The organism is Marinovum sp., from assembly GCF_048263515.1.
In the GTDB taxonomy this organism is placed as follows: domain Bacteria; phylum Pseudomonadota; class Alphaproteobacteria; order Rhodobacterales; family Rhodobacteraceae; genus Marinovum.
In genome coordinates, this window is sequence record NZ_JBLXEC010000005.1 from 198,153 (window position 1) to 221,074 (window position 22,922).

Here is a 22,922-nt window from a genome sequence, read left to right on the forward strand (position 1 = left end):
AAGGCAGTTTCCTGACGAATTCCGTCCTTTCAGGGGCTTACGCGACGTGCCTTGCGGGCATGGGCGATCAGCTTGCGGGCGGCTTCGGGCGGCAGGGGCAGCGAGGGCGGGGTCATCAGCAGCCGGCCAAAGAGCGCGCGGCAGGGCTCTTCGCGCATCAGTTCGGCAAAGCGCGCATGGCGCCAAGCGACGGCGGCCTCATGCAGGCGCGCCAGTTCCGGGTCGGCGGCGAGGCGGGCGCGGTCTTCGGCCACCTCGGCGGCCAGCCGCAGGGCGCTGTCGTCTTCCTCGGTGTTGAAATTGCGCTCGCACCAATAGTCCATGCCAAGCCGGTCGTCGGAATGCACCGCCCGGCCGCGGGCGGCCTTGAGCACGAAGCTTTCCATCGCGCCCAGCGCATAGTGGTTGAGTTGCGCCAGCCGGGTGTGGCGCTGGCCCAGCGGCGAGAACACCCGCCGGTCATGGGAGGTCAGGTCGAGCGTGCGGCCTTCGCCGTCGCGCCAATCCACCGAATGCCCGTCACGCAACCCCCGCGGCCGGTGCACGCCCAGTTGCCGGAAGCTGCCGGTGTTGCGGTAGAGCGTCTTGAACATCTGCGCCCGCCAGGGCCAATGCATCACCTCTGGCGCGGCGCGGGTGAAGAGCCGGGTCACCGGCGCGTCGCGATACCCCACCTCGCCGGCATTGCCGAAGAGCCGCCAGGTCAGGGTGATCGCCGTCGCCTCGGGCAGGGCGGCGATGAGGTCGGCCAGACGGTGATCGCCCGCGTGGATGTTGACATATTCGTCGATATCCAGCGCCATCAGCCAGTCGGCCTGCCGCACCGGCTTGAGCTTGCCGGCGCGCTTCAGCCCGGTGAACTGGATGCCGCCCTTGTCATAAGGCCCATCGTTGCGGATGTGGGTGACGCCGCCCAGCGCTTCCAGCCGATCGGCGATCAGGTCGGTGCCATCGGCGCAATCGTTGGTGCAGATCACCACGTGGGAGAACCCCACCACCCGGTGATGCGCCAGCCAGTCGAGCAGAAAGGCGCCCTCGTCGCGCAGGCAGAGAACCGCGGTGGCCTGCATCAGGTCTCCATATCGAGCGCCAGCGCATAGGCGGCGCGTTCGGTGCCGGTCAGGCGCAGGGCCATGGCTTTCTCGTAGAGCTCGGCAAACTCGGGGATGACGCGCAACTCCGCCGCCTTTGACTTGTGCCAGGCGAGCCCCTTTGCGTGCCATTCGGCCAGCACCGGATCGGCGAGCAGCCGGTCGAACTCGGCGCGGACCCGCGGCACGTTGCGCTTGATGGTGATGTCGCGGTGGTCGTTCCAGTCCATGCGGATCCAGTAGTTCAACCCGATGGTGCGGTCGACATGCAGCGCCCGGCCGCGCTGACGCTTGATCAGGAAACTTTCGGCCGAGCGCAGTGCGTAGTGGTTGAGCTGCAAGAGGTCATAGCCGATCGAGCGCTTGGAATTGCGCCAGCCGTTTTTTTTCACCTCGTCGCCCATCGGCTGGCCCGAACCATTCACCCAGGTCACCTTGTCGGCCATCTCGGGCAAGAGCTTGTTGGGCCGGTGGCAGGAGAGCTTTTCATAGGCGCCGATGTTGCGCACCATGGTCTTGAAGCCCCAGGCGGTGTGCGGCTTGGGGCAGAACTTCGGCGCGCAATGGTCGAACTGCTCGATCACGAAGCGGTCTTCCAGCGTGGTGACGCCGCCGTGGCCAAAGAGCCGCCAGGTCATCGCCACGTTGGTGGCATCGGGCACCCGGTCGAGGAAATCCTGCAGCGTGCCATTGCCGCAGCGGATGTTCATGAATTCGTCGACGTCGATATGGATGATCCACTCGGCGTTCTGGATCACCGGTTCCTTGAGCGATTGGTTCAGCGCATATTGCTGCGGCGACTTGCCCGACCAGACTTCGTTGTTGCGGTGTTCCAGCAGGCCCAACGCCTGCAGCCGGCCGAGGATCTCGTCTGTGCCGTCCTCGCAGCCGTTGGTGTAGATCAGGAAGTTGTCGACGCCGATGGCGCGGTGATAGGCCACCCATTCGAGGATGTAGGGCGCCTCGTTCTTCATGCAGCCGACGATGACATTGCCGGCTGACCCCTCGGGCAGCACGCGCGCCGGGGCAGGGGCAAAGGCCGCGGCCAGCTCTTCTTCGTTGACGCGGCCAAGCCGGTTGTGCGGCGCAAAGGGCCCGCCGCGCAGCTGGGCGAATTTCTCCTGTGCCAGTGCCGGCATGACCTCGGCCGCGGCCTCTGACAATCCCTCGATCCGGCCGTTGGCCTTTTGCGTTGCCTCGGCGGCCTTGGCGTCACGACTGGCCTTTTCGATCCGCGGCATGGCGGCCAGCAAGTATTGCGAGGCGCGAAAGCCGCGCGTCGTCTCGACCTCCTGCCAGGTCGGTTGCGGCGCATCGGGGGTGAAGGCGCGGGCCAGCGCCGGGTCGTCCTGCGCCAGAGCGGCGAGGTCCGCGGCAAACCGTTCGGCAATCGGCGTCAGCGAGCCGGGGTGCATCGGCGCGCCCCTGACCCGCAGGTCGCCCAGCATCCGCTTCCAGATCTGCCGCGGCACCCGGTGCTCGCCCTGCGCCAGCAGCCGCGTCAGCACGTCGTTGAACTGCCGTGCGCGGGCCAGCCATTCGGCGGCGGGCATGGCGGGCGGCGCCATCGGTTCGACCTTGCCGATCTGGTCGTCGAGGCCGAAGCTTTCGCGCAGCTCTTCGGTCACATCCTCGCGGCAGAGCGCCGCCACGTCGAGCGGCCGGAAGCGGAAGCAATCCTCGCCGAAGACATCCTGCCAATGTGCCCGAAGCGCCCGGTAATCGAGCCAGGCCGGCGCCATCTGCACCTCGGGGAAGATGCCTTGATCGGGCCGTCCCTTGGGCCGGTCCTCCAGTGCCGCGACCCACCAGTCGGGCTGCGCGGCCAGCCGAAGCTCCAGCTCCAGCGAGCGCAGGCGGCCGTCGAGCACCTGCACGATGTAGTGCCGCAGCAGCATCCGCGCCGGGCAGTCGACATGGGCGATCACCTCGATCTCGTCAGTGATCGGCAGCAGAACCGCCCTTAACCGCTCCAGTTCTGACGTGTTCAGCAGCGTGCTGCCGAACTGATGCGCCGAGAGGATCAGGTGGCTGGCGCCGCTGACCTCGACCTCGCGCGCCAGCGCCTCGGTCACATCGGCGCGCAGCTGCGCCTGCCGGCGGGGGTCAGCAAAGCCGCGGTTGTGGCGCAGGGTGTCCACCGTGCCAGGATCGCTGACCGCCATGAACAGCCGCGTGTGATTGCGCGCGCCGGGGCTGCGGGCAAAGAGCACGCCGCTGCGCAAGAGCTGCCGCCGCTTGGCATCCAGCACCTCCTGCAGCCGCGTCGCGGCCCAGAGGTCCGGCCCGATATGGAGGCTGATCTTCATGCGGTTTCCTCGTCCTGCGCGATCTTCACCGGGTTGGCATTGGCCTGACCCCACCAGGGCACGTCGCGCCCCAGATAGGCGCCCAGCCGCGCGGCGGCGCCCTCGTCGCCCACGTCGAGACGCAGGAAATCCTCCGCCCCGGCAAAGAACCGCTCGAGCGCGGCGTAATGCCCGGCGATCCAGGTCTCGCGCTCGCGGCTGGTCACGCCATAGCCCGCCGGCAGCCCGGGAATGTCCGCCGCGGGCAGGCGTTCCGTCCCGAGGTTCGACCAGCGCAGCATCGAATCCGAGATCTCCTCGGGCCGCCGCCAGGTGGCCAGAAAGCGCGTGCCGGGATGCTGCTCGCGGATCGCCGCCAGCAGGCCATAGTCGAACTGCGGCCAGATCGAACGGGGCGGGCGCAGGGCGCTGATCTCGGAAAACCCGTCGAACTCGTCGAGGCCGTGCAGCGGATCACCGCGCAGGAAATAGCCGTCATAGAGCATCTCGCCGACAAAGCGGCCATGCAGGGCGCGGTCCTCGGTCTGCACCGGCTTGATCCGGTGATCGGCCACATGCAGCCCGGCCTTGCGCAGTGCCCGCGCCAGCGTCGTGGTGCCGGATTTCGGCAGGCCGAGATTGATGACGCGCAGCCGGCTCATGGCAGCGCCAACACCGGCGTATCGCCGATCCGTTCGCGCAGCGTCTCTTCCTCGGGCGGCAGGGTCGAGGCCGCGCGCAACTGTGCCTGCATCTGCTGATAGACCTCCTGCTGCACCAGCGCGTCGCGGCGCGACCGGTGCAGCCGCACCGTCTCTTCATGCAACTCAGCAATCCCCGGCAAAGCCTTGAGCACCGCGATCTGCGCCTCGAGCTTCGGCAGCATCCGCAGGATCGTGCGATCCTCCCATGCGTCGTCGTTGCGTTCGCGCCAGTAGCTGTCGTCGAAATCGCGGTTCTCGCGGTTGACGTCGCCCCGGTCATTCTTGACGAGGTAGCTGTCGAGCGAGCGCAGGGCGTAATGGTTCAACGTCGCGTGGCTGCGCGCGCCGGCGGCGGGAAACTTGCGCAGCCGCCGCTTGTTGGCCGCCTGCAGAAAGGCCTCCGGCACATCGCGGCCAGAGGCGTCCGTCCAGACCGGGGCAGGAACCTTGCCCACCCGGTGAAACGGCCGATGCGCACCGTAATATTGCAGAGGAAAGTCCTTGCGCACCAGTGTCTTGACCTCGATGGCGCTCTCGCCGCACCAGAGATCGGGATTGTGGCAGCGGGTGAACTGGGCAATCACCGGCCGGTCCTCGAAGGCCTCGATCCCGGCATTGGCAAAGAACTGAAATGTCACCGAGATCGCCTGCGGATCGCCGCAGGCAGCGATCAGCGCCGGAATGGTGTGATCGCCCACGTGGATGTTCAGGAACTCGTCCACATCCGCCACCCAGAGCCAGTCGGCCTCGCGCACCACTTCCTGCCGGCGCGCATCCTTCAGCGCCTCCATCTGATAGTTGCGCCCCTCGGCTGGGTTGGGCAGGTGCACCACCACGCCATGATCCGCCAGCCGGTCGAGCAGCCGGTCGGTGCCATCGGAACAATCGTTGGAATAGAACAGGTGCTGGCCGACCCCGATCAGCCGGTTGTAGGCGATCCATTCCAGCAGGAACGGGCCTTCATTCTTGACACATGTCACGGCGGTTATGCGCATCTCGTCGCACTCCGGCCCGTGTCTCTGACGCTCTGCATTGCTGCCCCGTGATCGCGGTGTCCCGCGATACTGCCGCCTCTTGGTTATATTTTTGCAAAAACTCGCATGTTAGCGGCCTTGCGTCAATTGCGCCGGGGCTTGCACGACTTTTGTCGCCTTGACCCGAGAGGGGGGGCGTGTAGCCCTTGCACGGCAACAAAGAGGGTCCCCATGACACCATTACCGGCAAGCATCGACGCGGTTCAGACCATGCTGGGCGCTCAGGATTATGTCTGCGACCGGGCGCTCGGCACGGTGACCTTCCTGGCGCTGACCCTGGGCAAGCCGCTGTTTCTCGAGGGCGAGCCCGGCACCGGCAAGACCGAGATCGCCAAGGCCATCGCCGCGGGCCTCGGCCGCCGGCTGATCCGCCTGCAGTGCTACGAAGGCCTCGATGCGGGCTCGGCGGTCTATGAATGGAATTTCCCGGCGCAGATGGTGGCGATCCGCACCGCCGAGGCCGAGGGCAATGCCGACCGCAATCTGCTGAAACAGGAGCTCTTCGGCCCCGACTACCTGATCGAACGGCCGCTGCTCGAAGCGATGCGCCCGGATGAAAACGGCGCGCCGGTGCTGCTGATCGACGAGCTTGACCGCACCGACGAGCCCTTCGAGGCCTTTCTGCTCGAGGCGCTGTCTGACTATCAGGTCACCATCCCCGAGCTCGGCACCATCAAGGCCCCCGAGCCGCCGATCGTCATCCTGACCTCGAACCGCACCCGCGAGGTGCATGACGCGCTCAAACGCCGCTGTCTCTACCATTGGGTCGACTACCCCGATTTCAGCCGCGAAATGGACATCCTGCACGCCCGCGTCCCCGAGGCCGCCGAGACCCTGAGCCGCGAGATCGTGGCCTTCGTGCAGTCCCTGCGCACCGAAGACATCTTCAAGCGCCCCGGCGTGGCCGAGACCATCGACTGGGCGAAATGCCTGCTGGCGCTCGACGTCATCGCGCTCTCACCGCAGGTGATCTCCGACACGCTCGGCGCGATCCTGAAGTATCAGGACGACATCGCCCGCCTGCAGGGCTCCGAGGCCAAGCGCATCCTCGACGAGGCTCGCGCCTCGCTCGAGCCGGCATGACGGCACCGGTCATCCATCTCTGCGGCTGGCCCGGGTCGGGCAAGGCGACCATCGGCCGGTGCCTCGCAGCGGCGCTGGGCGGCAGGCTGATCGACAACCACCTGATGCTCGATCCCGCCAGCGCCCTGTTCGACCGCAGCGATCCGCGCCATGCGCGGCTGCGCGAAGGCCTGCGCCGGGCGATCTACGACGCGGCCCGCGGGCTGCCGGAGGATGTGGCGCTGGTGGTGACCGATGCGCTGGCCGAGACCGAGCGGGACCGACAGCTCTTTGCCCCCACCGAGGCGCTGGCGCAGGCGCGGGGGGCGCCGCTTCTGGCGGTGACCCTGGCGATTTCGCCGGAAGAGAACCTGCGCCGCCTGACCGATCCGCCGCGACAGGCCCGCAGCAAGCTGACCGACCCCGATGTGTTGACCTCGCTGCGCGCCGACCACAGACTGCTGCGCCCCGCCGGCGCGATCACCGTCGATGTCACCGACCTGAGCGCAGAAGAGGCCGCCACCGCAATTCTGGGAGCGTTGTCCCTGCAGCGTGCGACCGATGCCTGAATACGCCCCGCTCGAATTGCCGGACCATCCGGCCCTGACCGAGAATATCACCCATTTCGCCCGCGCCCTGCGCAAGGCCGGCCTGCCGATCGGCCCCGGCCGGGTGATCGAGGCGATCCGTGCGGTCGAGGCGGCGGGCTTTACCGAGAAACGCGACTTCTACTGGACCCTGCATTCGGTCTTCGTCAACAAGCCCGAGCAGCGTGTGGTCTTTACCCAGATCTTCCGGCTCTACTGGCGCGATCCGCGCTACATGGAGCACATGATGTCGCTGATGCTGCCAGCGATCCGCGGCGTTCAGGAAGAGCGCAGCGCCAAGGCGGCCGAGAAGCGCGCGGCCGAAGCGCTGCTGGACGGTGCCGACCTGCCAGAGCCCGAGGAGCCGTCGAAAGGGGGCGAAGAGGAGCCGATGATCGAGGTTGACGCCTCGCGCACCATGTCGGCCGAGGAAAAGCTGCGCTGTCTCGATTTCGAACAGATGAGCACCGAGGAAATGGCCCGCGCGCGGCGCATGCTGGCCCGTCTCACCCTGCCGGTGCCGCCGATCAAGTCACGCCGCGCCCGCGCCAGCCGCCAGGGCCATCGGGTGGATTTCGGCAAGACCCTGCGGCTCTCGATGCGCCGCGGCGGCCAGCTGCGGGAGCTGGCGCTCAAGGAACCGCGCCTGCGCTGGCCCAACCTCGTGGTGCTCTGCGACATCTCGGGCTCGATGAGCACCTATTCCCGCACCATCCTGCATTTCCTGCACGCGGTCTCGAACGAAAAGGGCGCGGGATGGGCCAAGGTGCATGCCTTCACCTTCGGCACCCGGCTGACCAACATCACCCGCCACCTGCGCCAACGCGATGTCGACGCCGCTTTGGCGGCCGCCGGTGCCGAGGCGCAGGACTGGGAGGGCGGCACCCGGATCGGCGACTGCCTGCATGACTTCAACCGTGACTGGTCGCGTCGGGTGATGGGGCAGGGGGCAGTGGTGCTCTTGATCACCGACGGGCTCGACCGCGGCGATCCCGAGGCGCTCGACAAGACCATGGAGCGGCTGCACCTCTCCTCGCGCCATCTCGTCTGGATTAACCCGCTGCTGCGCTGGGATGGCTTTGCCGCCAAGGCGACCGGCATCCGCACCATGCTGCCCCATGTCGACACCTTCCGCGCCGGTCACAGCATCGACAGCCTCGAGGCGCTGGCCGAGGCGATCTCCAAGCCCAACGACCCGGGCGAAAAATACCGACTTTTAAAGGCCAACCAAATTTCTTAAATAGTTGTCTATGCAGATCGGACGCCTTGAGAAACTAAACATTCGGAATGTCTGGCCAAAAGAAGACTATGACTTCACACCTTGGCTTGCGCTTCCTGAGAACCTTTCCTTGCTGGCCAACGAGCTGGGCCTTGGGGAGCTTATAGAAATAACTGAAGAAGTTGCCGTCGGCTCTTTTCGGGCAGACATTGTTTGCCAGGATGCCGGCGAGCGTACAGTCATTATCGAGAACCAGTTTTCGGTTTCGGATCATCGGCATCTTGGCCAGATCATGACTTACCTCGTAGGCGCCGAGGCTCACACTGTTGTCTGGGTCGCAGAAACCCTGAGAGACGAGCATCGCGCTGTCATCGATTGGTTGAACGAGATAACCCCCCGTGAATACGCATTTTTCGGCGTTGAGATTGAAGTTTGGCGTATCGCCGATAGCGTCCCTGCTCCAAAGTTCGAAGTTGTGGTCCGCCCGAATGAATGGTCGCGCATTCAGAAGGAACGTCTTCGCGCCAACGAAATGCAGGACTATCAGCGACGCATGGAATATTGGCAGGCGTTCCTTGATCGGTTTCCTTTGTCTGATAGCCTTTCCCCGCCCTCCAGAGCTCCGAACCAAGGTTGGCTAAAGATGGCCCTCACGGGGGAGGACGCCCTAAAGGATTGCGGGATATACGCCTACCGGATGCTCAAGAGAAACCAGATTGGCGTCTTTCTTTCATTAGGCCGTCATGATGCCGATGTGTTCGCGCAATGGCTTAAAAGCTCCAAGCAATATCCATCGCTTGACCCCGAGCGGTGGAAGCAGAACCGGAGCGGGCTCTTTCAGAACTTCAGTACGCTGGAGGCAGACGCCTTGGATGAAGCCGACTGGCCGCGCCAACACAACTGGATGTACGAACGCGTTGAGGCGCTGCTTCGCGACTGGCGAGAGGGTTTAAGGGGCGAAGTCGAAGCATTGTTCATTCGGAGGCCATGAGGGCATCCCTTCAAGGCCGCACGCCCCCCCCGCCTCACAACGCCAGCGCCGTCGTCGACTTGATCTCTTCCATCGACAGAAGCGCCGTCACGTTGTGCACCTTCACCTCTGAAATCAGCGCCTGGTAGAAGGTGTCATAGGCCCGCGCATTGGCCACCCGCACCTTCAGGATATAATCGATGTCGCCCGCCAGCCGGTGCGCCTCCTGCACCTCGGGCCGCTCCTGCAGCGCCTTCAGAAAGGCCTTCTGCCAGGTGGCATCGTGCTCGGACGTGCGGATCAGCACGAAGAAACAGGCCTCGAACCCCAGCTTCTCGGCATCGAGTTGAACCGTCTGCGCGCCGATGATCCCGGCCTCGCGCATCTTGCGGATTCGGTTCCACACCGGGGTCTTGGAAGAGCCCACAACCTTGGCAATCTCGTCCAGCGAACGGCTGGCGTCCTGCTGCAGCGCCCTGAGGATTTTCCGATCGGTGTCGTCGATACGTGCCATGTGTCCGGCCTTTCCCGCCTTTTCGAAACAAGCGTTCCTTCTCCGGCTCCCATTAGAACGATCATCCTTAAATCCGCAACCCACTAGCGGGAAAACAGGAAAATTTCCTATATATCACCCAAGGGCAACCAGGAGAGTCTTATGCAGCATTTTCCGATCTTCGTGAACCTCGCCGGTCAGCGTGTCGTCGTTGCGGGCGGTGGCGAGGCGGCGCTGGCGAAGCTGCGCCTGCTGTTCAAGACCGAGGCGGCTCTGGTGGTCTACGCGGCCAATCCCGCCGACGAGATCCTGGTCTGGGCCGAGGCGCAGCGCCTGACCCTGGTGCGCCGTCCACTGGCGCAGGGTGACGTCGCCGGCGCGCGGCTCTTCTATGCCGCTGACGAGGATGCCGCCGAGGATGCCCGCACCTCGGCCATCGCCCGCGCCGAGGGGGCGCTGGCCAACATCGTCGACAACCTGCATGACAGCGAATTCATCACCCCCGCCATCGTCGACCGTGACCCGGTGACCGTGGCGATCGGCACCGAGGGCGCCGCCCCGGTGCTGGCCCGCGCCATCAAGGCCGATCTCGAAGCCCGCCTGCCGGTGCGTCTCGGCCCGCTGGCCCGGATCGGCAAGGCGTTCCGCAAGATGGCCGATGCCCTGCCGATGGGCCGCGCTCGCCGCGACTTCTGGGCCGATTACTATTTCAACGCCGGCCCCCGCGCCTTTGACGAAAAAGGGGCCGCCGGCGCCGATGACGCCCTGAAGGACCTGCTCTCCGATCACCTGTCGCGCCAGTCGCGCAAGGGCCACGTGGCCTTTGTCGGCGCCGGCCCGGGCGATCCCGAGCTGCTGACGCTCAAGGCCCGCCGGGCGCTGGACGAGGCCGACGTGGTGATCCACGACCGGCTGATCAGCCCCGAGATCCTCGAGCTCGCCCGCCGTGAAGCCACGCTGCTCGACGTCGGCAAGGAGGGTTTCGGCCCCTCGACCAAGCAGGACGACATCAACACGCTGATCGTCGAACACACCCGCCGCGGCGCCCAGGTGGTGCGGCTGAAATCGGGTGACAGCACGGTCTTTGGCCGGCTGGACGAGGAAATCGACGCCGTCGAAGAGGCCGGTCTGAGCTGGCACATCGTCCCCGGCATCACCTCGGCCTCGGCCGCTGTGGCCGCCATCGGCCAGAGCCTGACAAAGCGCGGCCGCAACTCCTCGGTCCGCTTTCTCACCGGCCATGACACCAAGGGCTTTGCCGATCACGACTGGCGCACTCTGGCCCGCGAGGGCGAGGTCGCGGCGATCTACATGGGCAAGAAATCCGCCCGGTTCATCCAAGGTAGACTGCTGATGCACGGTGCCGATCCGGCCACCCCGGTGACCATCGTCGAAAACGCCAGCCGCGCCGACCAGCGCATCCTCGAGACCCGGCTGGCCGATCTGCCCGCCGATCTGGCCGCCGCCGCCGTCGACGGCCCGGCCCTCACCTTCTACGGCCTCGCCCCGCGCGAAGCGGCGCTTGCCCAGCAGGCGCTGGCCGACAAAGACCTTACCCTGACACAGGAGCTTGCCTGATGCCCCGTCCGTTTACCCCCAAGGTGATCACCGCCAATGCGCTGATCGAAGGCGACGTGATCTACCTCACCGAGGATGACCGCTGGAGCCGTACCCTGAAAGAGGCCGAGGTCATCACCGACGAGGCCCACGCCGAGGTACGCCTGCTCGACGCCTCGTCGCGCCACGCCGAAGCGGTTGGCGTCTACCTCGCCGATGTGGCGGTCAAGGACGGCCGCCCCGAGCCCAGCCACTTCCGCGAGGAATTCCGCCGCACCGGACCCTCGAATTATTTCCACGGCAAACAGGCCGAAGGCTGAGGTCCGCAAGGATCTCGCCCCAGCCCAACGCAAGGACCGATCATGTACAGCTATACCGACTTCGACCGCGCCTTCCTCGCCGAGCGCAACCGCCAGTTCCGCGCCCAGGTGGAACGCCGCATCGACGGCTCTCTGACCGAGGATGAATTCAAGCCGCTGCGGCTGATGAACGGCGTCTACCTGCAGCTGCATGCCTACATGCTGCGCGTGGCGATCCCCTATGGCACGCTGAACTCGGCCCAGATGCGCCAGCTCGCGCTGCTGGCCGAGAAGTGGGACAAGGGCTACGGCCATTTCACCACGCGTCAGAACATCCAGTACAACTGGCCGAAACTGTCGGATATCCCCGACATGCTCGACGCACTGGCCGAGGTGAACCTGCACGCCATCCAGACCTCCGGCAACACCATCCGCAACGTGACCTCGGACCATTTCGCCGGCGCCGCGGCAGACGAGATCGAAGACCCGCGCCCCACCGCCGAGCTGGTGCGGCAATGGTCGACCGATCACCCCGAGTTCCAGTTCCTGCCGCGCAAGTTCAAGATCGCCGTCACCGGAGCCCCGAATGACCGCGCCGTGATCAAGTCGCATGACATCGGGCTCGAGATCGTCGAACAGGACGGCGAGACCGGTTACCGCGTCTTTGTCGGCGGCGGCCTCGGCCGGACGCCGATGATCGGCAAGGTGGTCCGCGACTTCCTGCCCAAGGCCGACCTGCTGCCCTATCTCGAGGCGATCGTCAGCGTCTACAACCTGCTCGGCCGCCGCGACAACAAGTACAAGGCGCGGATCAAGATCACCGTGCACGAGAACGGCCTGGAGAAGATCCAGCAGCTGGTCGAAGAGCGCTTTGCCCTGCTTAAGCCGCAGTTCGGCGGCGTCGATCAGGCAATGCTGGCCGGCATCGAGGCGCAATTCGCAGCGCCCGATTTCCGCGAGGGCTCGACCGCCGCCTTCGAGGCCGCCTACAGCAACGACCCGGTCTTCCGGTCCTGGGTCGACACCAACATCACCGCGCACCGCCGCGCCGATCACGCCATCGTCTCGATCTCGCTCAAGGCGCATGGCAATACTCCGGGCGATGCCACCGCGGCGCAGATGCGGATCATGGCCGATCTCGCCGAGACGCACGCCTATGACGAGCTGCGCATCAGCCACGAGCAGAACGTGATCCTGCCGCATGTGCCGAAAGACGCGCTGCCGGCGCTCTACCAGGCGCTCAAGACCGCCGGTCTCGGCACCGCCAACATCGGCCTGGTCTCGGACATCATCGCCTGCCCCGGCATGGATTATTGCGCGCTGGCCACCGCCCGCTCGATCCCGATCGCGCAGGAGATCGCCACCCGCTTCGACGAGCTCAAGCTCGAGCACGACATCGGCGCGCTCAAGATCAAGATCTCGGGCTGCATCAACGCCTGCGGCCATCACCACGTGGGCCACATCGGCATTCTCGGGCTCGACCGGGCAGGGGTGGAGAACTACCAGATCACCCTCGGCGGCGACGGCACCGAAACCGCGGCCATCGGCGAACGCGCCGGCCCCGGCTTTTCCGCGGACGAGATCGTTCCGGCGATCGAACGGCTGGTGGTGGGCTACCTCGACCTGCGCGACAGCGCCGAGGAGACCTTCCTGCAGACCTATCGCCGTCTCGGAGCCGAGCCGTTCAAGGCGCTTCTCTACCCGCAAGCACGCGAGAAGGCGGCCTGATACGGCAAACCCGTCAAAGGTTTCTTCTCTTTCCAAATACGCAAGGGCGAACCAGTGACCCATGTCACCGACATAACAGACCTGCGCGACACCATCGCCAGCCTCAACACCGAGTTCCGCCACCACGGCGCGACCTCGGTGCTCGAGGCGGCGCTCTCGCGGCCCGAGTTCGGCAAGATCGCCATGGTCTCGAGCTTCGGGGCGGAATCGGTGGCGCTGCTGCATCTCGTGGCGATGGTCGACCGCGCGACGCCGGTGCTCTTCATCGACACCGAAATGCTCTTTGCCGAGACCCTGGTCTATCAGACCGAGGTCGCTGAACGGCTGGGGTTGAAGAACGTCCAGACGATCCGCGCCTCGACGACAGAGGTGGCGCGCCGCGACCCCGACGGGGTGCTGCACCAGAGCGACACCGACGCCTGCTGCACCCTGCGCAAGACCGAGCCGCTCGAGGGGGCTCTGGCCGGGTTCGACGGCTGGATCACCGGGCGCAAGCGCTTCCAATCCGGTACCCGGGCGCAGATGGAGTTCTTCGAGATCGAGGATGCCACTGGCCGCATCAAGGTCAACCCGCTGGCCTTCTGGGCGCCGGGGGACGTGGCCGCCTACATGGACGAAAACCGCCTGCCGCGCCATCCGCTGGTGGCCCAGGGCTATCCCAGCATCGGCTGCGCGCCCTGTACCTCCAAGGTGAAACCGGGCGAGGACCCGCGCGCCGGACGCTGGCGCGGGGCAGAGAAAGAAGAATGCGGCATCCATTTTGTCAACGGCAAGATGGTGCGAAAAGGAGAGACAGCATGACCGAGACACCAGTGATCGTGCGCGATACCGGCTTTCAACCCGAGGATTGGTTCGAGGATTTCGACAGCGCAACGGCGCTTGACCTCGCCCCCGACGCCGATGTCGAGGCGCTGGCCGACAGGCTTCCCGGGGTGCAGATGATCCGGGTGGATTTCCCCAGCTTCGCCGATGGCCGGGGCTTCACCATCGCGCGGCTCCTGCGGCTCAAGGGCTATACCGGCCGGCTGCGTGCCAAGGGCCACGTGCTGGCCGACCAATACGCCATGGCGCGCCGCGCGGGCTTTGACGAGGTGGAGATCTCCGCCGATCTCGCCGCCCGGCAGCCCGAGGACCAATGGCAGTTCCGCGCCGACTGGCAGGGCCACGACTACCAGTCGCGGCTGCGCGCCCGCGGCTGAGCCTTCCCGAACCCCGGGGCAGGGCAGGGCGCGACAGCGCGCCCCTTTCTCTGCCTTGCAGCATTGTATAAAGTGAGGTGTCGGCAGCCGCTGTCGGCAGGATGAAATGACAGAGTTGACCAACGTGACCGAAGCCAAAGCCATCAAAGTGCCCACCCTGCCGGACGCCCAGACCGTGACCTCGGTCACCCATTGGACCGACCGGCTGTTCTCCTTCCGGGTGACGCGCCCTGCCAGCTTGCGTTTCCGGTCGGGCGAGTTCGTGATGATCGGCCTGATGGGCGAGCCGCACCCCGAGACCGGCAAGGTCAAGCCGCTGCTGCGCGCCTATTCCATCGCCTCGCCCTCCTGGGACGAAGAGCTCGAGTTCTACTCGATCAAGGTGCAGGACGGTCCGCTGACCTCCCGCCTGCAGCACATCCAGCCCGGCGACGAGATTATCCTGCGCCCCAAGCCGGTCGGCACCCTGGTGCATGACGCGCTGCTGCCCGGCAAACGCCTGTGGTTCTTTGCCACCGGCACCGGCTTCGCGCCTTTCGCCTCGCTCCTGCGCGAACCGCAGACCTACGAGGACTACGACGAGATCGTCATCACCCACACCTGCCGCGAGGCCGGTGAACTGACCTATGGTCGCGACCTGATCGAGAGCCTGAAGCAGGACGAACTCCTCAACGAGCTGATCGGCGAGGGCTTCTGGAAGAAGATCAAGTACTACCCCACGACCACCCGGGAAGAGAGCGCCAAGATGGGCCGGATCACCGACCTGATGCGTTCCGGCGAGGCCTTTGCAGATTTGGGCGTCGCGCCGCTCTCGCCCGAGACCGACCGCGCGATGATCTGCGGCAACCTCGCCTTCAACCTCGAGCTGAAGGAAATGCTCGAAGGCTACGGCCTTGTCGAAGGCGCCAACTCCAATCCGCAGCATTACGTGGTCGAGAAGGCCTTCCTCGACTGAGCCGGCCCGGGGCAGCGCGGCCTGACCCGCAGCGCTGAACTGCCTGCCCCGCCCCCAGGCCAAGTGAAGGAATGGGGGGCCAGCCCCCCAAACCCCCCGAGGGTATTTTCAAACAGAAGAAGACAGGACCCGCGCCTTCGTCTTCCTCTTGCTTCAAATACCCTCGGGGGAGGCCGCAGGCCGGGGGCAGAGCCCCCATTCCCCACCAGACAAACGCAAAACGCCGGAGCGACAGCCCCGGCGTTTGTCATCTGCGCTTGAAATGGCGCTTACTTGTGCGGCAGCGGGCCGATCATCATGATCATCTGACGGCCTTCCATCTTCGGCATGTTCTCGATCTTGCCGATTTCCTTGACGTCTTCCGCCACCCGTTCGAGCAGCTCGCGGCCGAGGTTCTGGTGCGCCATCTCGCGGCCGCGGAACCGCAGGGTGACCTTCACCTTGTCGCCGTTCTCGAGGAACTTGAAGACGTTGCGCATCTTGACCTCGTAGTCATGGGTGTCCGTGTTGGGACGGAACTTCACCTCTTTGACTTCGATGATCTTCTGCTTCTTGCGTGCCTCGGATTCCCGCTTCTGCTGTTCGTACTTGAACTTGCCGAAGTCCATGATCTTGCAGACCGGTGGCGTGGCGTTGGGCGAAATCTCGACGAGGTCGAGCCCGGCATCTGCCGCCATCTCCATCGCGCGGGCGGGCGTCACGACGCCGACGTTTTCACCTTCGGCACCGATCAGGCGGATCTCGGGGGCTCGGATACGTTCATTCACGCGCGGGCCGGTGTCTCTTGTCGGGGGCGCGTTGTGAGGTCTGCGGGCTATGACGTTGTTCCTTTGTCAGTTTCAACCTTGAAATCAGGCTGCAAGGTAGTGGGCGACGCCCCGTCTTTCAAGCGTATAATCAGGGCAGAGGGCGCGCCCGGTCTGCTTTTCCCCTTGCGCATGCTGCAACTGCAGCGCAGGTCTGCAGGGGAAGGGGGCCGCGGGGGTTCGCTGCCCTGTCACACGTAGTCTGAGGGGATTAACGAGATGGAAAAAACACACTGGGTTGTCATCGCTGTCGTTGCCGCCGTGGCCATTGGCGCGGGCGTGCTTCTCTATCCCGGCACTGAGGCGCCCGAGAGCCCCGAGGCACCGGTGGCCGAAGCCCCGGCACCGGCCGAGGAGACCGTGACCGCCGAGGTCGCGCGGGTGGCCGAGCCCGAGCCTGCCGTCGAGGAGGACGAAGCCGAGGTCGAGGCCGAGGTTGAAGAGACCGCCGAAGCATCCGACGCAGCTGCCGAAGACGTGCAGGCCGCGGTCGACGAGGTGATCGAGAGCGTCGAGGAAGCCGGGGCCGAGGCCGTCGCCACGGTGGAAGACGCCGTGAGCCAGGCCGAGGCCGCCGTCGACGAGGCCCTGGCCGCCGTGACCGAAGCGCCTGAGGCCGAGGCGAGCGCAGAGGCCGAGGTCGCGACCGAGGCTGATGTGGCCGAGGAGGTGGCTGAAGCCACCGAAGAGGCGGCCGAAGGCGTGGTCGACGCCACCGAGGAGGCTGCGGCAGAGGCCGAGGCCGCTGCAGAGCGGGTGAAGCCGGAGACGGCGGACGTCATCTCCTCTGAAGAGGTCGCCGCAATGGCGGACGACGCCGAGAACACCGCGACCGACATGGCGGATGCGGCGACGGAAGACGCGGCCGAGGCCGGTGAGGCCGTGGTCGAGGGAGCCGAAGCGGCAGCTGACGCCGTGGAAGCGACCTCGGAGGAGACCGCCACCGAGGTCGGCGAGGTCATTGTCGAGGCGCTCGAGCCGGAGGCCGAGGCTGCCGAAACCGCCGAAGGCACCGAAGAGGTTGCGCCGGAAGAGCTGCTGACGCTCGACGGCTTCGACTACGACAAGGTCATCACCCTGATCGACGAAAGCGAGGAAGTCAGCCCGCTGCTCAAGACCCCGCTGAAAGCGGCGCTCGAGCAGGCGCGCGACAATCCCGAGCTGCTCGAAGCCGCGCTGGAGCGGGTGCGGGATGCGCTTGGCATCGAGGCGCCCGCCGAGGCCGAGTAAGACCATGCTGCGCCCGGTTCTGGCCGGGCGCAGCCGCTAGCCATGGCGCGGCTGCGGCCGTGTCGGGATTTCCTTCAACAGCCCGCCAACGCCCATGGCCGCGATGTCGGCGTGGCTGACCGCGACGCCGCAGGCCACCCGCGACAGCACCCAGTCGGCGCCGTTCAGCGCCGGCGAGCGGGCGCAGCCCGGCAGGCCGATCACCGGACGCCCGGACAAGTCCCCCAGAAACAACAGGTTGCCGGGATCGACCGGCATGCCGAAGCGTTCGACCGTGCCGCCGGCGCGGCGCAGCGCCTCTGGCGCCACGTCATGCGGATCGGAGGTCGCCGAGCCGGTGAGGATCAGCAAGAGCTCGCCCTCGGCCCGGCCCAGCGCCTCGGCAATGGTCTGGGTCTTGTGCGGCACCGGGATCACCCGGTCGAGCGTCAGGCCCAGCGCCTCGAGCCGGTCGCGGATCGCCGGCACGCCCTTTTCGCCGGCCCCGCCGGGGATTTCGGTGACGATCAGGGTGGCGCTCTTCAGCACCGGCCGGGCCAGCCGCAGCGCCCCACGGGCCACGGCACAGGCGCGGTCGAGATCGGCGCCGGGCACGGCGTAGGAGATGATCTTGACCGTGCCCACCATGCCGCCCGCTGCCATCTGCTGGCAGGCCGGCACGGTGGCAAGGGTGATCATCGGATTGATCAGGTTGAGCTCGGCCAGCCGCGCGGCATCGATCAGGGCGACACCGGCGCTTTCGGCCATCAGGTTGACGCGGCCGGTGAAGGCCTTGGTCAGCCGCAGCCCCTGCGCCTCGGGGTCGGGAACCAGCGCGGCGGCCAGCCGGGCGGCGGCGTCGTTTTCATGCACGTCGCCGGGATCGAGGCGGGCGACGATCACCTCGGTGATCCCGGCAGAAGCCAGATCGCCCAGATGCGCCGCGGTCAGGGTCGCGCCCTTGCGCAACCGACCGGCGGGCAGCTGCACCGAATGCGCCAGCACCGCGCCTTCAGCCTGGGACAGCGGCACCGGGCCGAACTTCATGCGCCGGTCCTCAGAACGCGGACCATTTCGGCCAGAATCGAGACGGCGATCTCGGCCGGGCTGGCGGCGCCGATGTCGAGGCCGATGGGCCCATGGATGCGGGCGCATTGTTCGGGCGTGAACCCGGCCTCGGCCATCCGCTCGAGCCGCTTGGCCTGGGTCCGGGTCGAGCCGAGGGCGCCGATGTAGAAGACATCCGCCCCGAGCGCCGCGATCAGCGCCGGGTCGTCGAGCTTGGGGTCATGGGTCAGCAGGCAGAGCGCGGTGCGGCTGTCGAGCCCCAGCGCCGCCACCGCCTCGTCGGGCCAGTCATGCAGCAGCCGCGTTTTGGGGAAGCGGGCGGGCGAGGCAAAGCTCTCGCGCGGGTCGATCACCACCGGGTCATAGCCGATATCGCGCGCCATCGGCACCAGGTGCTGGGCGATATGCACCGCGCCCACGACGATCAGCCGCAGCGGTGGGTTGTGGATGGCGACAAAGGTCTCGCCGTCCTCTTGAAAGCCCGAGCGGTCCATGCGGAAACGCCTTGCGTGGTCGGTCGTGTCGAGCCGGCGGCTCTGGCTGACGATGTTCACCACATAAGCCACCGGGCGACGGTCGGCGCGGGCCTCGACCAGATCGGCCAGCAGCGGCTCTGGCAGGGCGGCGCCCACGGGTTCCACCAGCACCCGGATGGTGCCGCCGCAGGCCAGGCCCACGGCAAAGGCGTCGCCGTCGGACACGCCGTATTCCAGCACGCGGGCTTCGCCGGCCTCGAGCGCCTCGAGCGCCTCGACCACCACCGCGCCTTCGACGCAACCACCCGAGACCGAGCCTGCCATCTCGCCCGCGCCGCTGATCGCCAGCTGCGCCCCGATCCGACGCGGCGCGCTGCCCCAGGTTTCGATCACCGTGGCCAGAGCGGCGCCCGTGCCGGCGCGGTGCCAGTCGAGCGCGGTTTCCGGTATGCCCTTCATCTGATGTCCTCCTGAGCGGCAGTCTAGCAGACTTGCCGGGACTGTCTGCAGGGAGGAAGGTGGACGTTGGTCGGAGACGAGGGCTCTGCGTCGGCCATGAGGTCCCGGGGCAAGCCCGGGACGGGGGCGGGCGTTGGGGGGCTTTTGCTGCTGGGAGTGGTGGAGGACCGGGTGGGGCGCGGAAATTGTTGAATGTCGCGCGAGGGGTGTGTGTGGATTGGGGGCTCTGCCCCCAAACCCCCGAGGGTATTTTTGAACAGAAGAAGCAGGGGGTGGGGGCTTGATGTCGGCCATTTGGCGGCAGGCAGACGTGGAACTTGCGCCGGTTTTCAGGCAAGCTCGCTCAGGAACACCTCGAGGTCTCCGGCATCCAGGGGTTTCGACAGCAGCGGCACGCCGAGGGTGGCGCAGCGGGTGTGCAGCGCGGGCGCGCGTTGGGCGGAGATGATGCGGGCCGGGATCGGGCCGTAGCGGTCGGTGATCTCGGAGAAGAGCTCGCAGCCGGTCATGCCCGGGCCGAGGTCCTCGTCGAGCATCAGGGCATCGGGCGTGATCTCGAGTTCGTCAAGCAGGTCGAGCGCGTCGCGGGCGTTGGCGACGTCGATCACATCCGCGCCCATGCCCTCGAGCGAGAGGGTCAGCGCGCGGCGCAGGTCGGTGTCGTTCTCGACCAGAAACACCACGCGGCCCTGTACCATAACTCCGGGCGGTGGCGGGCGGGGAATGCGCGGCGTGGCGCTGCGCGGGGCCCGCGAGGCCAGCGGCACGGTGACGGAAAAGACGGTGCCGCGGCCGGGCTCCGAGCGCAGGTCCAGCGGCAGGCCGAGGCCGGCGCAGGCGCGGTCGACGATGGCGAGGCCAAGGCCCAGCCCCTCGGAGGCCGAGGCCGGCGCATCGACTCGGCTGAACTCGCGGAAGATCATGTCGCGGTGCTCGTCGGCGATGCCGGGCCCGGTGTCCCAGACCTCGATCCGCACCGCCTCGCCCTGGCGGCGCAGGCCCATCAGCACCTTGCCCTGTTGCGTGTAGCGCACCGCGTTGCCCAGCAGGTTCTGCAGGATGCGGCGCAGGTAGGAGGGGTCGGTCTCGACCCGGGCCGAGGTCGGCATGACCTTGAGGTCCAGCCCCTTCTGCGCGGCCAGCGGTTCGAGCTGGGTGTCGAGGGCGGTGAAGATCTGGCCGAGGTCGACGGGGCGGATATCAAACGCCGCGCGGCCCGAATCGAGCTTGGACATGTCCAGGAGCGCCTCGATGATATGTTCGAGCGAGCCCAGCGCCGAGGAGATCTTGCCCAAGGTCTCGTCGCCCACCGGCGACAGCGCCTCGCCGCTCAGCGTCCCGAGAAACAGCTTGGCGGCGGAGAGCGGCTGCAACAGGTCGTGACTGGCGGCGGCGACAAAGCGGCTTTTCGAGGCATTGGCGCGTTCGGCCTCGGCCAGTGCCGAGGCCAGCTCGGTGGTGCGTTCGGCCACCCGCGCCTCGAGCCGTTCGTTCATCTCCTGCAGGGCGCGGGCGGCGTTGCGCTCGGCGGTGACATCGGTGAAGGAGATCACGAAGCCGCCATCCGGCAGCCCCTGGGCAAAGGCGTCGAGGGTCAGTGCCGTGCCCTGAGCCGCCTCGAACCGCAGCGCGCCACGGCGGGTGGGGCGGCCGGCCCAGTCGAGCAGGCGCTTGCGCGACATGCCGTGCGACAGGGTGAAATCCTCGGGCAGCTGGTCGATCAGCGTCCGGAAGGGCGCGCCGCGCTGCACCCGGGTCAGCGGCAGCCGCAAGAGCTCGGCCACCCGCGCGTTCCAGCCGATCAGCCGCGCGTCATCGTCGAAGATGCAGACCCCCTGCGCCAGATGCTCCAGCGTGGCGGCGATCAGCCGGGCCTGCTTGTTCTGCAGCCGGGCACGCTCCTTGCGTTCCAGCCGGATCAGGTCGGTCACATCGGTCTGCAGCACCACGGTGCCATTGGAGGCGGTGCGCCGCTCGGAGACCTGCAGCCAGAGGTCCTGGGTCAGCCGCACGTTGAACATCGCGTTGTTCTTGCGGTGTAGCGACTTGCGCTGCATCGCCCAGGTCAGCCGGGTCTCGCCCTGTGGCAGGGCGAGATAGGCCGACTGGCTCACCAGATCGACATAGCCGTCGAACGGCAGGCCGGGTTTCAGCTGGTCGGCGATGTCGCGCATGTCCTGGCAGAAGCGGCTGTTGGTCAGCACCAGGTGATCCTGGCTGTCAAACAGCGCAAAGCCCTCGTTCACCGCCTCGATCGCATCGGCGAGGTTGGCGCGCGCCGCCTCGGTCTCGGCGCTGGCGTGTTCCAGCTGCAGGTTGCTGTCATGCAGCAGGTCGAGCGCGCGTTCGAGGTCGCGGGTGCGCGAGCGGACCTGATCCTCGAGCAGGGCAGCGCGTTCGAACTGGGCGTAGGCCAGCCCGGACGGGTCCTGCTGCTGTTCGACCCGGCGCATCAGCGACTGGGTGATCCGCAGCAGCTTTTCGTTCTGCCGCTCGAGACTGTCGGCGGTGTTGATCAGCGTCATTCGGCATCATCCGGCGGGTAGAAGGCGACGCCGGTCATCGTGTGGTTCACATGCAGCGCGCCCAGCTGTTCGCCATAGGTCGAGAAGCCGCGCACGTTGTGGCGGCGCAGCACCTCCGACACCGCGCGGGTCTGCTGGTTCTGGCCGGCCTCGAGCCGGCGCAGGATGCAGTCGCAGCCCAGGATCATCGAGGGCGCGCGGTCGCGCGACAGGCCTGAGAGCTCGGTCTCGAGGTGGCTGGCCATGTCCTCGGTGGTGGCCAGCGTCAGCACCATGCCTTCGTCGATGGCGGAGAAAAACACCAGCTCGCCGGCCTCGTTGACCCGCTGGATGGCGCGCACGTGGTGGCGCTGGCCAAGTTGTACCACCACCGGGTGGGCGGCAAAGGTGAACTGGTCAAGCTGGTCGGGCACCTTGCCGACGATGCGGGCATATTCCTGCGCCGCAGGTTCGGCATTGATCTGTCGGACGATGCGGCGGGCGGGGTCGGCCTCGGTCACCACCATCTTGGTCGCCGTAGGGGTCAGGTGATTGAGGCTGAACACCCGGATCGGGCAGGTCGAGCGCACCAGCGACACCACGGCGGCATTGTCGCGGGCCACCCCATCAAGCGCCAGAAGCGTGCGTTGAAAGGTCTCGCCATCGCCGGCCGAACCGCCAAAGAGTGGCACGCCGCCAAGGCCGGCGGAAAGTACCGCGGTCAACTCGTCCTCGCGCAGCGACAGCCCGTCGATGGCGAGAAAGGCGAACTCGGACGCCAGCGCCGGGGCTTCATCGGCCAGCTCGACGCGGTGGCGGATCAGCCGGTCGATCTCGGACTGCGGGTCGATCCGGTCGAGCCCGTCGACAAGGTAACAGGCGGCCCGGAAATGCGAGGGCAGGAGCCCCAGCGCCACGATCTGGCCGTCCTCGTAGCCGGCGGCGCCGATCTCGCCGGCGGTGGTGCAGGCGGTGACATGGCGCGCGTCGAGCCGGTCGCTGGCCTCGGCCGAAAGGGCGGCAAAATCGCATTGCGCGCTGACGAACAGCAGAACAAGTTCGAAGGGGCCGGGGCCAAGCCCCGCCGCGATGGCGCCCACCGGATCGGCCTCATGCACCGAAACCTGCGCACTGCGCAGCCCCGTTGCCTCTCCTCCCACGGCGGACGGGTCTGATGTCAGGCCGTCCAAGGTTCCGGTTGTCCCGAATTGTTC

General features: G+C 66.8%; 21 protein-coding genes. 11 read left to right on the plus strand and 10 right to left on the minus strand.

Annotated elements, in window-relative coordinates:
• Positions 1-29: 29 nt before the first annotated feature.
• The 4 genes from ACN0SE_RS07425 to ACN0SE_RS07440 are packed head-to-tail and all read right to left on the minus strand — an operon-like array spanning position 30 to position 5,078.
• Positions 30-1,070: a glycosyltransferase family 2 protein gene (locus tag ACN0SE_RS07425; RefSeq protein WP_417523871.1), complete on the minus strand. Its 1,041-nt coding sequence runs from the start codon at positions 1,068-1,070 to the stop codon at positions 30-32.
• The gene (locus tag ACN0SE_RS07430; protein WP_417523872.1) at positions 1,070-3,400 is read right to left on the minus strand and encodes a glycosyltransferase family 2 protein; all 2,331 of its coding nucleotides are present in this window, start codon (positions 3,398-3,400) and stop codon (positions 1,070-1,072) included. Before ACN0SE_RS07430 ends, ACN0SE_RS07425 begins: the two co-directional genes overlap by 1 nt.
• Positions 3,397-4,041, minus strand: a complete 645-nt coding sequence (locus ACN0SE_RS07435; protein WP_417523873.1) for a hypothetical protein — start codon at positions 4,039-4,041, stop codon at positions 3,397-3,399. Before ACN0SE_RS07435 ends, ACN0SE_RS07430 begins: the two co-directional genes overlap by 4 nt.
• Positions 4,038-5,078, minus strand: a complete 1,041-nt coding sequence (locus ACN0SE_RS07440) for a glycosyltransferase family 2 protein (RefSeq protein ID WP_417523874.1) — start codon at positions 5,076-5,078, stop codon at positions 4,038-4,040. Before ACN0SE_RS07440 ends, ACN0SE_RS07435 begins: the two co-directional genes overlap by 4 nt.
• 210 nt (positions 5,079-5,288) lie before the next feature.
• On the opposite strand from ACN0SE_RS07440, the gene ACN0SE_RS07445 reads away from it, so the two are divergent.
• The 4 genes from ACN0SE_RS07445 to ACN0SE_RS07460 are packed head-to-tail and all read left to right on the plus strand — an operon-like array spanning position 5,289 to position 8,976.
• On the plus strand, positions 5,289-6,200 hold the full coding sequence (locus ACN0SE_RS07445) for an AAA family ATPase (protein WP_417523875.1): 912 nt from the start codon (positions 5,289-5,291) through the stop codon (positions 6,198-6,200).
• The gene (locus tag ACN0SE_RS07450) at positions 6,197-6,748 is read left to right on the plus strand and encodes an AAA family ATPase (protein WP_417523876.1); all 552 of its coding nucleotides are present in this window, start codon (positions 6,197-6,199) and stop codon (positions 6,746-6,748) included. The genes ACN0SE_RS07445 and ACN0SE_RS07450 overlap by 4 nt, the downstream gene beginning before the upstream one ends.
• Positions 6,741-8,006 (plus strand): vWA domain-containing protein, encoded by a 1,266-nt coding sequence (locus ACN0SE_RS07455; protein WP_417523877.1) that lies wholly within the window; start codon positions 6,741-6,743, stop codon positions 8,004-8,006. Before ACN0SE_RS07450 ends, ACN0SE_RS07455 begins: the two co-directional genes overlap by 8 nt.
• Before the next feature lie 10 nt (positions 8,007-8,016).
• Positions 8,017-8,976: a hypothetical protein gene (locus tag ACN0SE_RS07460; RefSeq protein WP_417523878.1), complete on the plus strand. Its 960-nt coding sequence runs from the start codon at positions 8,017-8,019 to the stop codon at positions 8,974-8,976.
• Positions 8,977-9,010: 34 nt separating this feature from the next.
• On the opposite strand, the gene ACN0SE_RS07465 is transcribed toward ACN0SE_RS07460, so the two are convergent.
• Entirely contained in the window at positions 9,011-9,469 is a 459-nt protein-coding gene (locus ACN0SE_RS07465) for an Lrp/AsnC family transcriptional regulator (protein WP_417523879.1), read from the minus strand.
• A gap of 141 nt (positions 9,470-9,610) precedes the next feature.
• Between ACN0SE_RS07465 and cysG the strand changes: the two genes are divergently transcribed.
• The 6 genes from cysG to ACN0SE_RS07495 all read left to right on the plus strand — a co-directional run bounded on the left by cysG (position 9,611) and on the right by ACN0SE_RS07495 (position 15,186).
• Complete coding sequence (gene cysG / locus ACN0SE_RS07470) at positions 9,611-11,026, plus strand: siroheme synthase CysG (RefSeq protein WP_417523880.1); 1,416 nt, start codon at positions 9,611-9,613, stop codon at positions 11,024-11,026.
• Positions 11,026-11,325, plus strand: coding sequence for a DUF2849 domain-containing protein (locus ACN0SE_RS07475; RefSeq protein WP_417523881.1), 300 nt, complete (start codon positions 11,026-11,028; stop codon positions 11,323-11,325). Before cysG ends, ACN0SE_RS07475 begins: the two co-directional genes overlap by 1 nt.
• A gap of 42 nt (positions 11,326-11,367) precedes the next feature.
• On the plus strand, positions 11,368-13,032 hold the full coding sequence (locus ACN0SE_RS07480; protein WP_417523882.1) for a nitrite/sulfite reductase: 1,665 nt from the start codon (positions 11,368-11,370) through the stop codon (positions 13,030-13,032).
• 54 nt (positions 13,033-13,086) lie between these two features.
• A complete protein-coding gene (locus tag ACN0SE_RS07485) occupies positions 13,087-13,833 on the plus strand; it encodes a phosphoadenylyl-sulfate reductase (protein ID WP_417523883.1) in 747 nt (248 codons plus the stop codon).
• On the plus strand, positions 13,830-14,231 hold the full coding sequence (locus tag ACN0SE_RS07490; RefSeq protein WP_417523884.1) for a DUF934 domain-containing protein: 402 nt from the start codon (positions 13,830-13,832) through the stop codon (positions 14,229-14,231). Before ACN0SE_RS07485 ends, ACN0SE_RS07490 begins: the two co-directional genes overlap by 4 nt.
• Before the next feature lie 106 nt (positions 14,232-14,337).
• The gene (locus ACN0SE_RS07495) at positions 14,338-15,186 is read left to right on the plus strand and encodes a ferredoxin--NADP reductase (protein ID WP_417523885.1); all 849 of its coding nucleotides are present in this window, start codon (positions 14,338-14,340) and stop codon (positions 15,184-15,186) included.
• A 269-nt stretch (positions 15,187-15,455) separates the two neighbouring features.
• Here ACN0SE_RS07495 and infC read toward each other — a convergent pair whose 3' ends face one another.
• A complete protein-coding gene (gene infC, locus ACN0SE_RS07500) occupies positions 15,456-16,004 on the minus strand; it encodes a translation initiation factor IF-3 (protein WP_417523902.1) in 549 nt (182 codons plus the stop codon).
• A 207-nt stretch (positions 16,005-16,211) separates the two neighbouring features.
• On the opposite strand from infC, the gene ACN0SE_RS07505 reads away from it, so the two are divergent.
• Positions 16,212-17,222, plus strand: coding sequence for a hypothetical protein (locus tag ACN0SE_RS07505; protein ID WP_417523886.1), 1,011 nt, complete (start codon positions 16,212-16,214; stop codon positions 17,220-17,222).
• Positions 17,223-17,258: 36 nt separating this feature from the next.
• Here the strand turns inward: ACN0SE_RS07505 and ACN0SE_RS07510 are convergent, their stop codons facing one another.
• The 4 genes from ACN0SE_RS07510 to ACN0SE_RS07525 all read right to left on the minus strand — a co-directional run bounded on the left by ACN0SE_RS07510 (position 17,259) and on the right by ACN0SE_RS07525 (position 22,898).
• Complete coding sequence (locus tag ACN0SE_RS07510; RefSeq protein WP_417523887.1) at positions 17,259-18,248, minus strand: molybdopterin-binding protein; 990 nt, start codon at positions 18,246-18,248, stop codon at positions 17,259-17,261.
• On the minus strand, positions 18,245-19,204 hold the full coding sequence (locus ACN0SE_RS07515; protein ID WP_417523888.1) for an XdhC family protein: 960 nt from the start codon (positions 19,202-19,204) through the stop codon (positions 18,245-18,247). The genes ACN0SE_RS07510 and ACN0SE_RS07515 overlap by 4 nt, the downstream gene beginning before the upstream one ends.
• Positions 19,205-19,533: 329 nt before the next feature.
• On the minus strand, positions 19,534-21,729 hold the full coding sequence (locus ACN0SE_RS07520) for a PAS-domain containing protein (protein ID WP_417523889.1): 2,196 nt from the start codon (positions 21,727-21,729) through the stop codon (positions 19,534-19,536).
• Complete coding sequence (locus tag ACN0SE_RS07525) at positions 21,726-22,898, minus strand: FIST N-terminal domain-containing protein (protein ID WP_417523890.1); 1,173 nt, start codon at positions 22,896-22,898, stop codon at positions 21,726-21,728. Before ACN0SE_RS07525 ends, ACN0SE_RS07520 begins: the two co-directional genes overlap by 4 nt.
• Between the last annotated feature and the right edge of the window lie 24 nt (positions 22,899-22,922).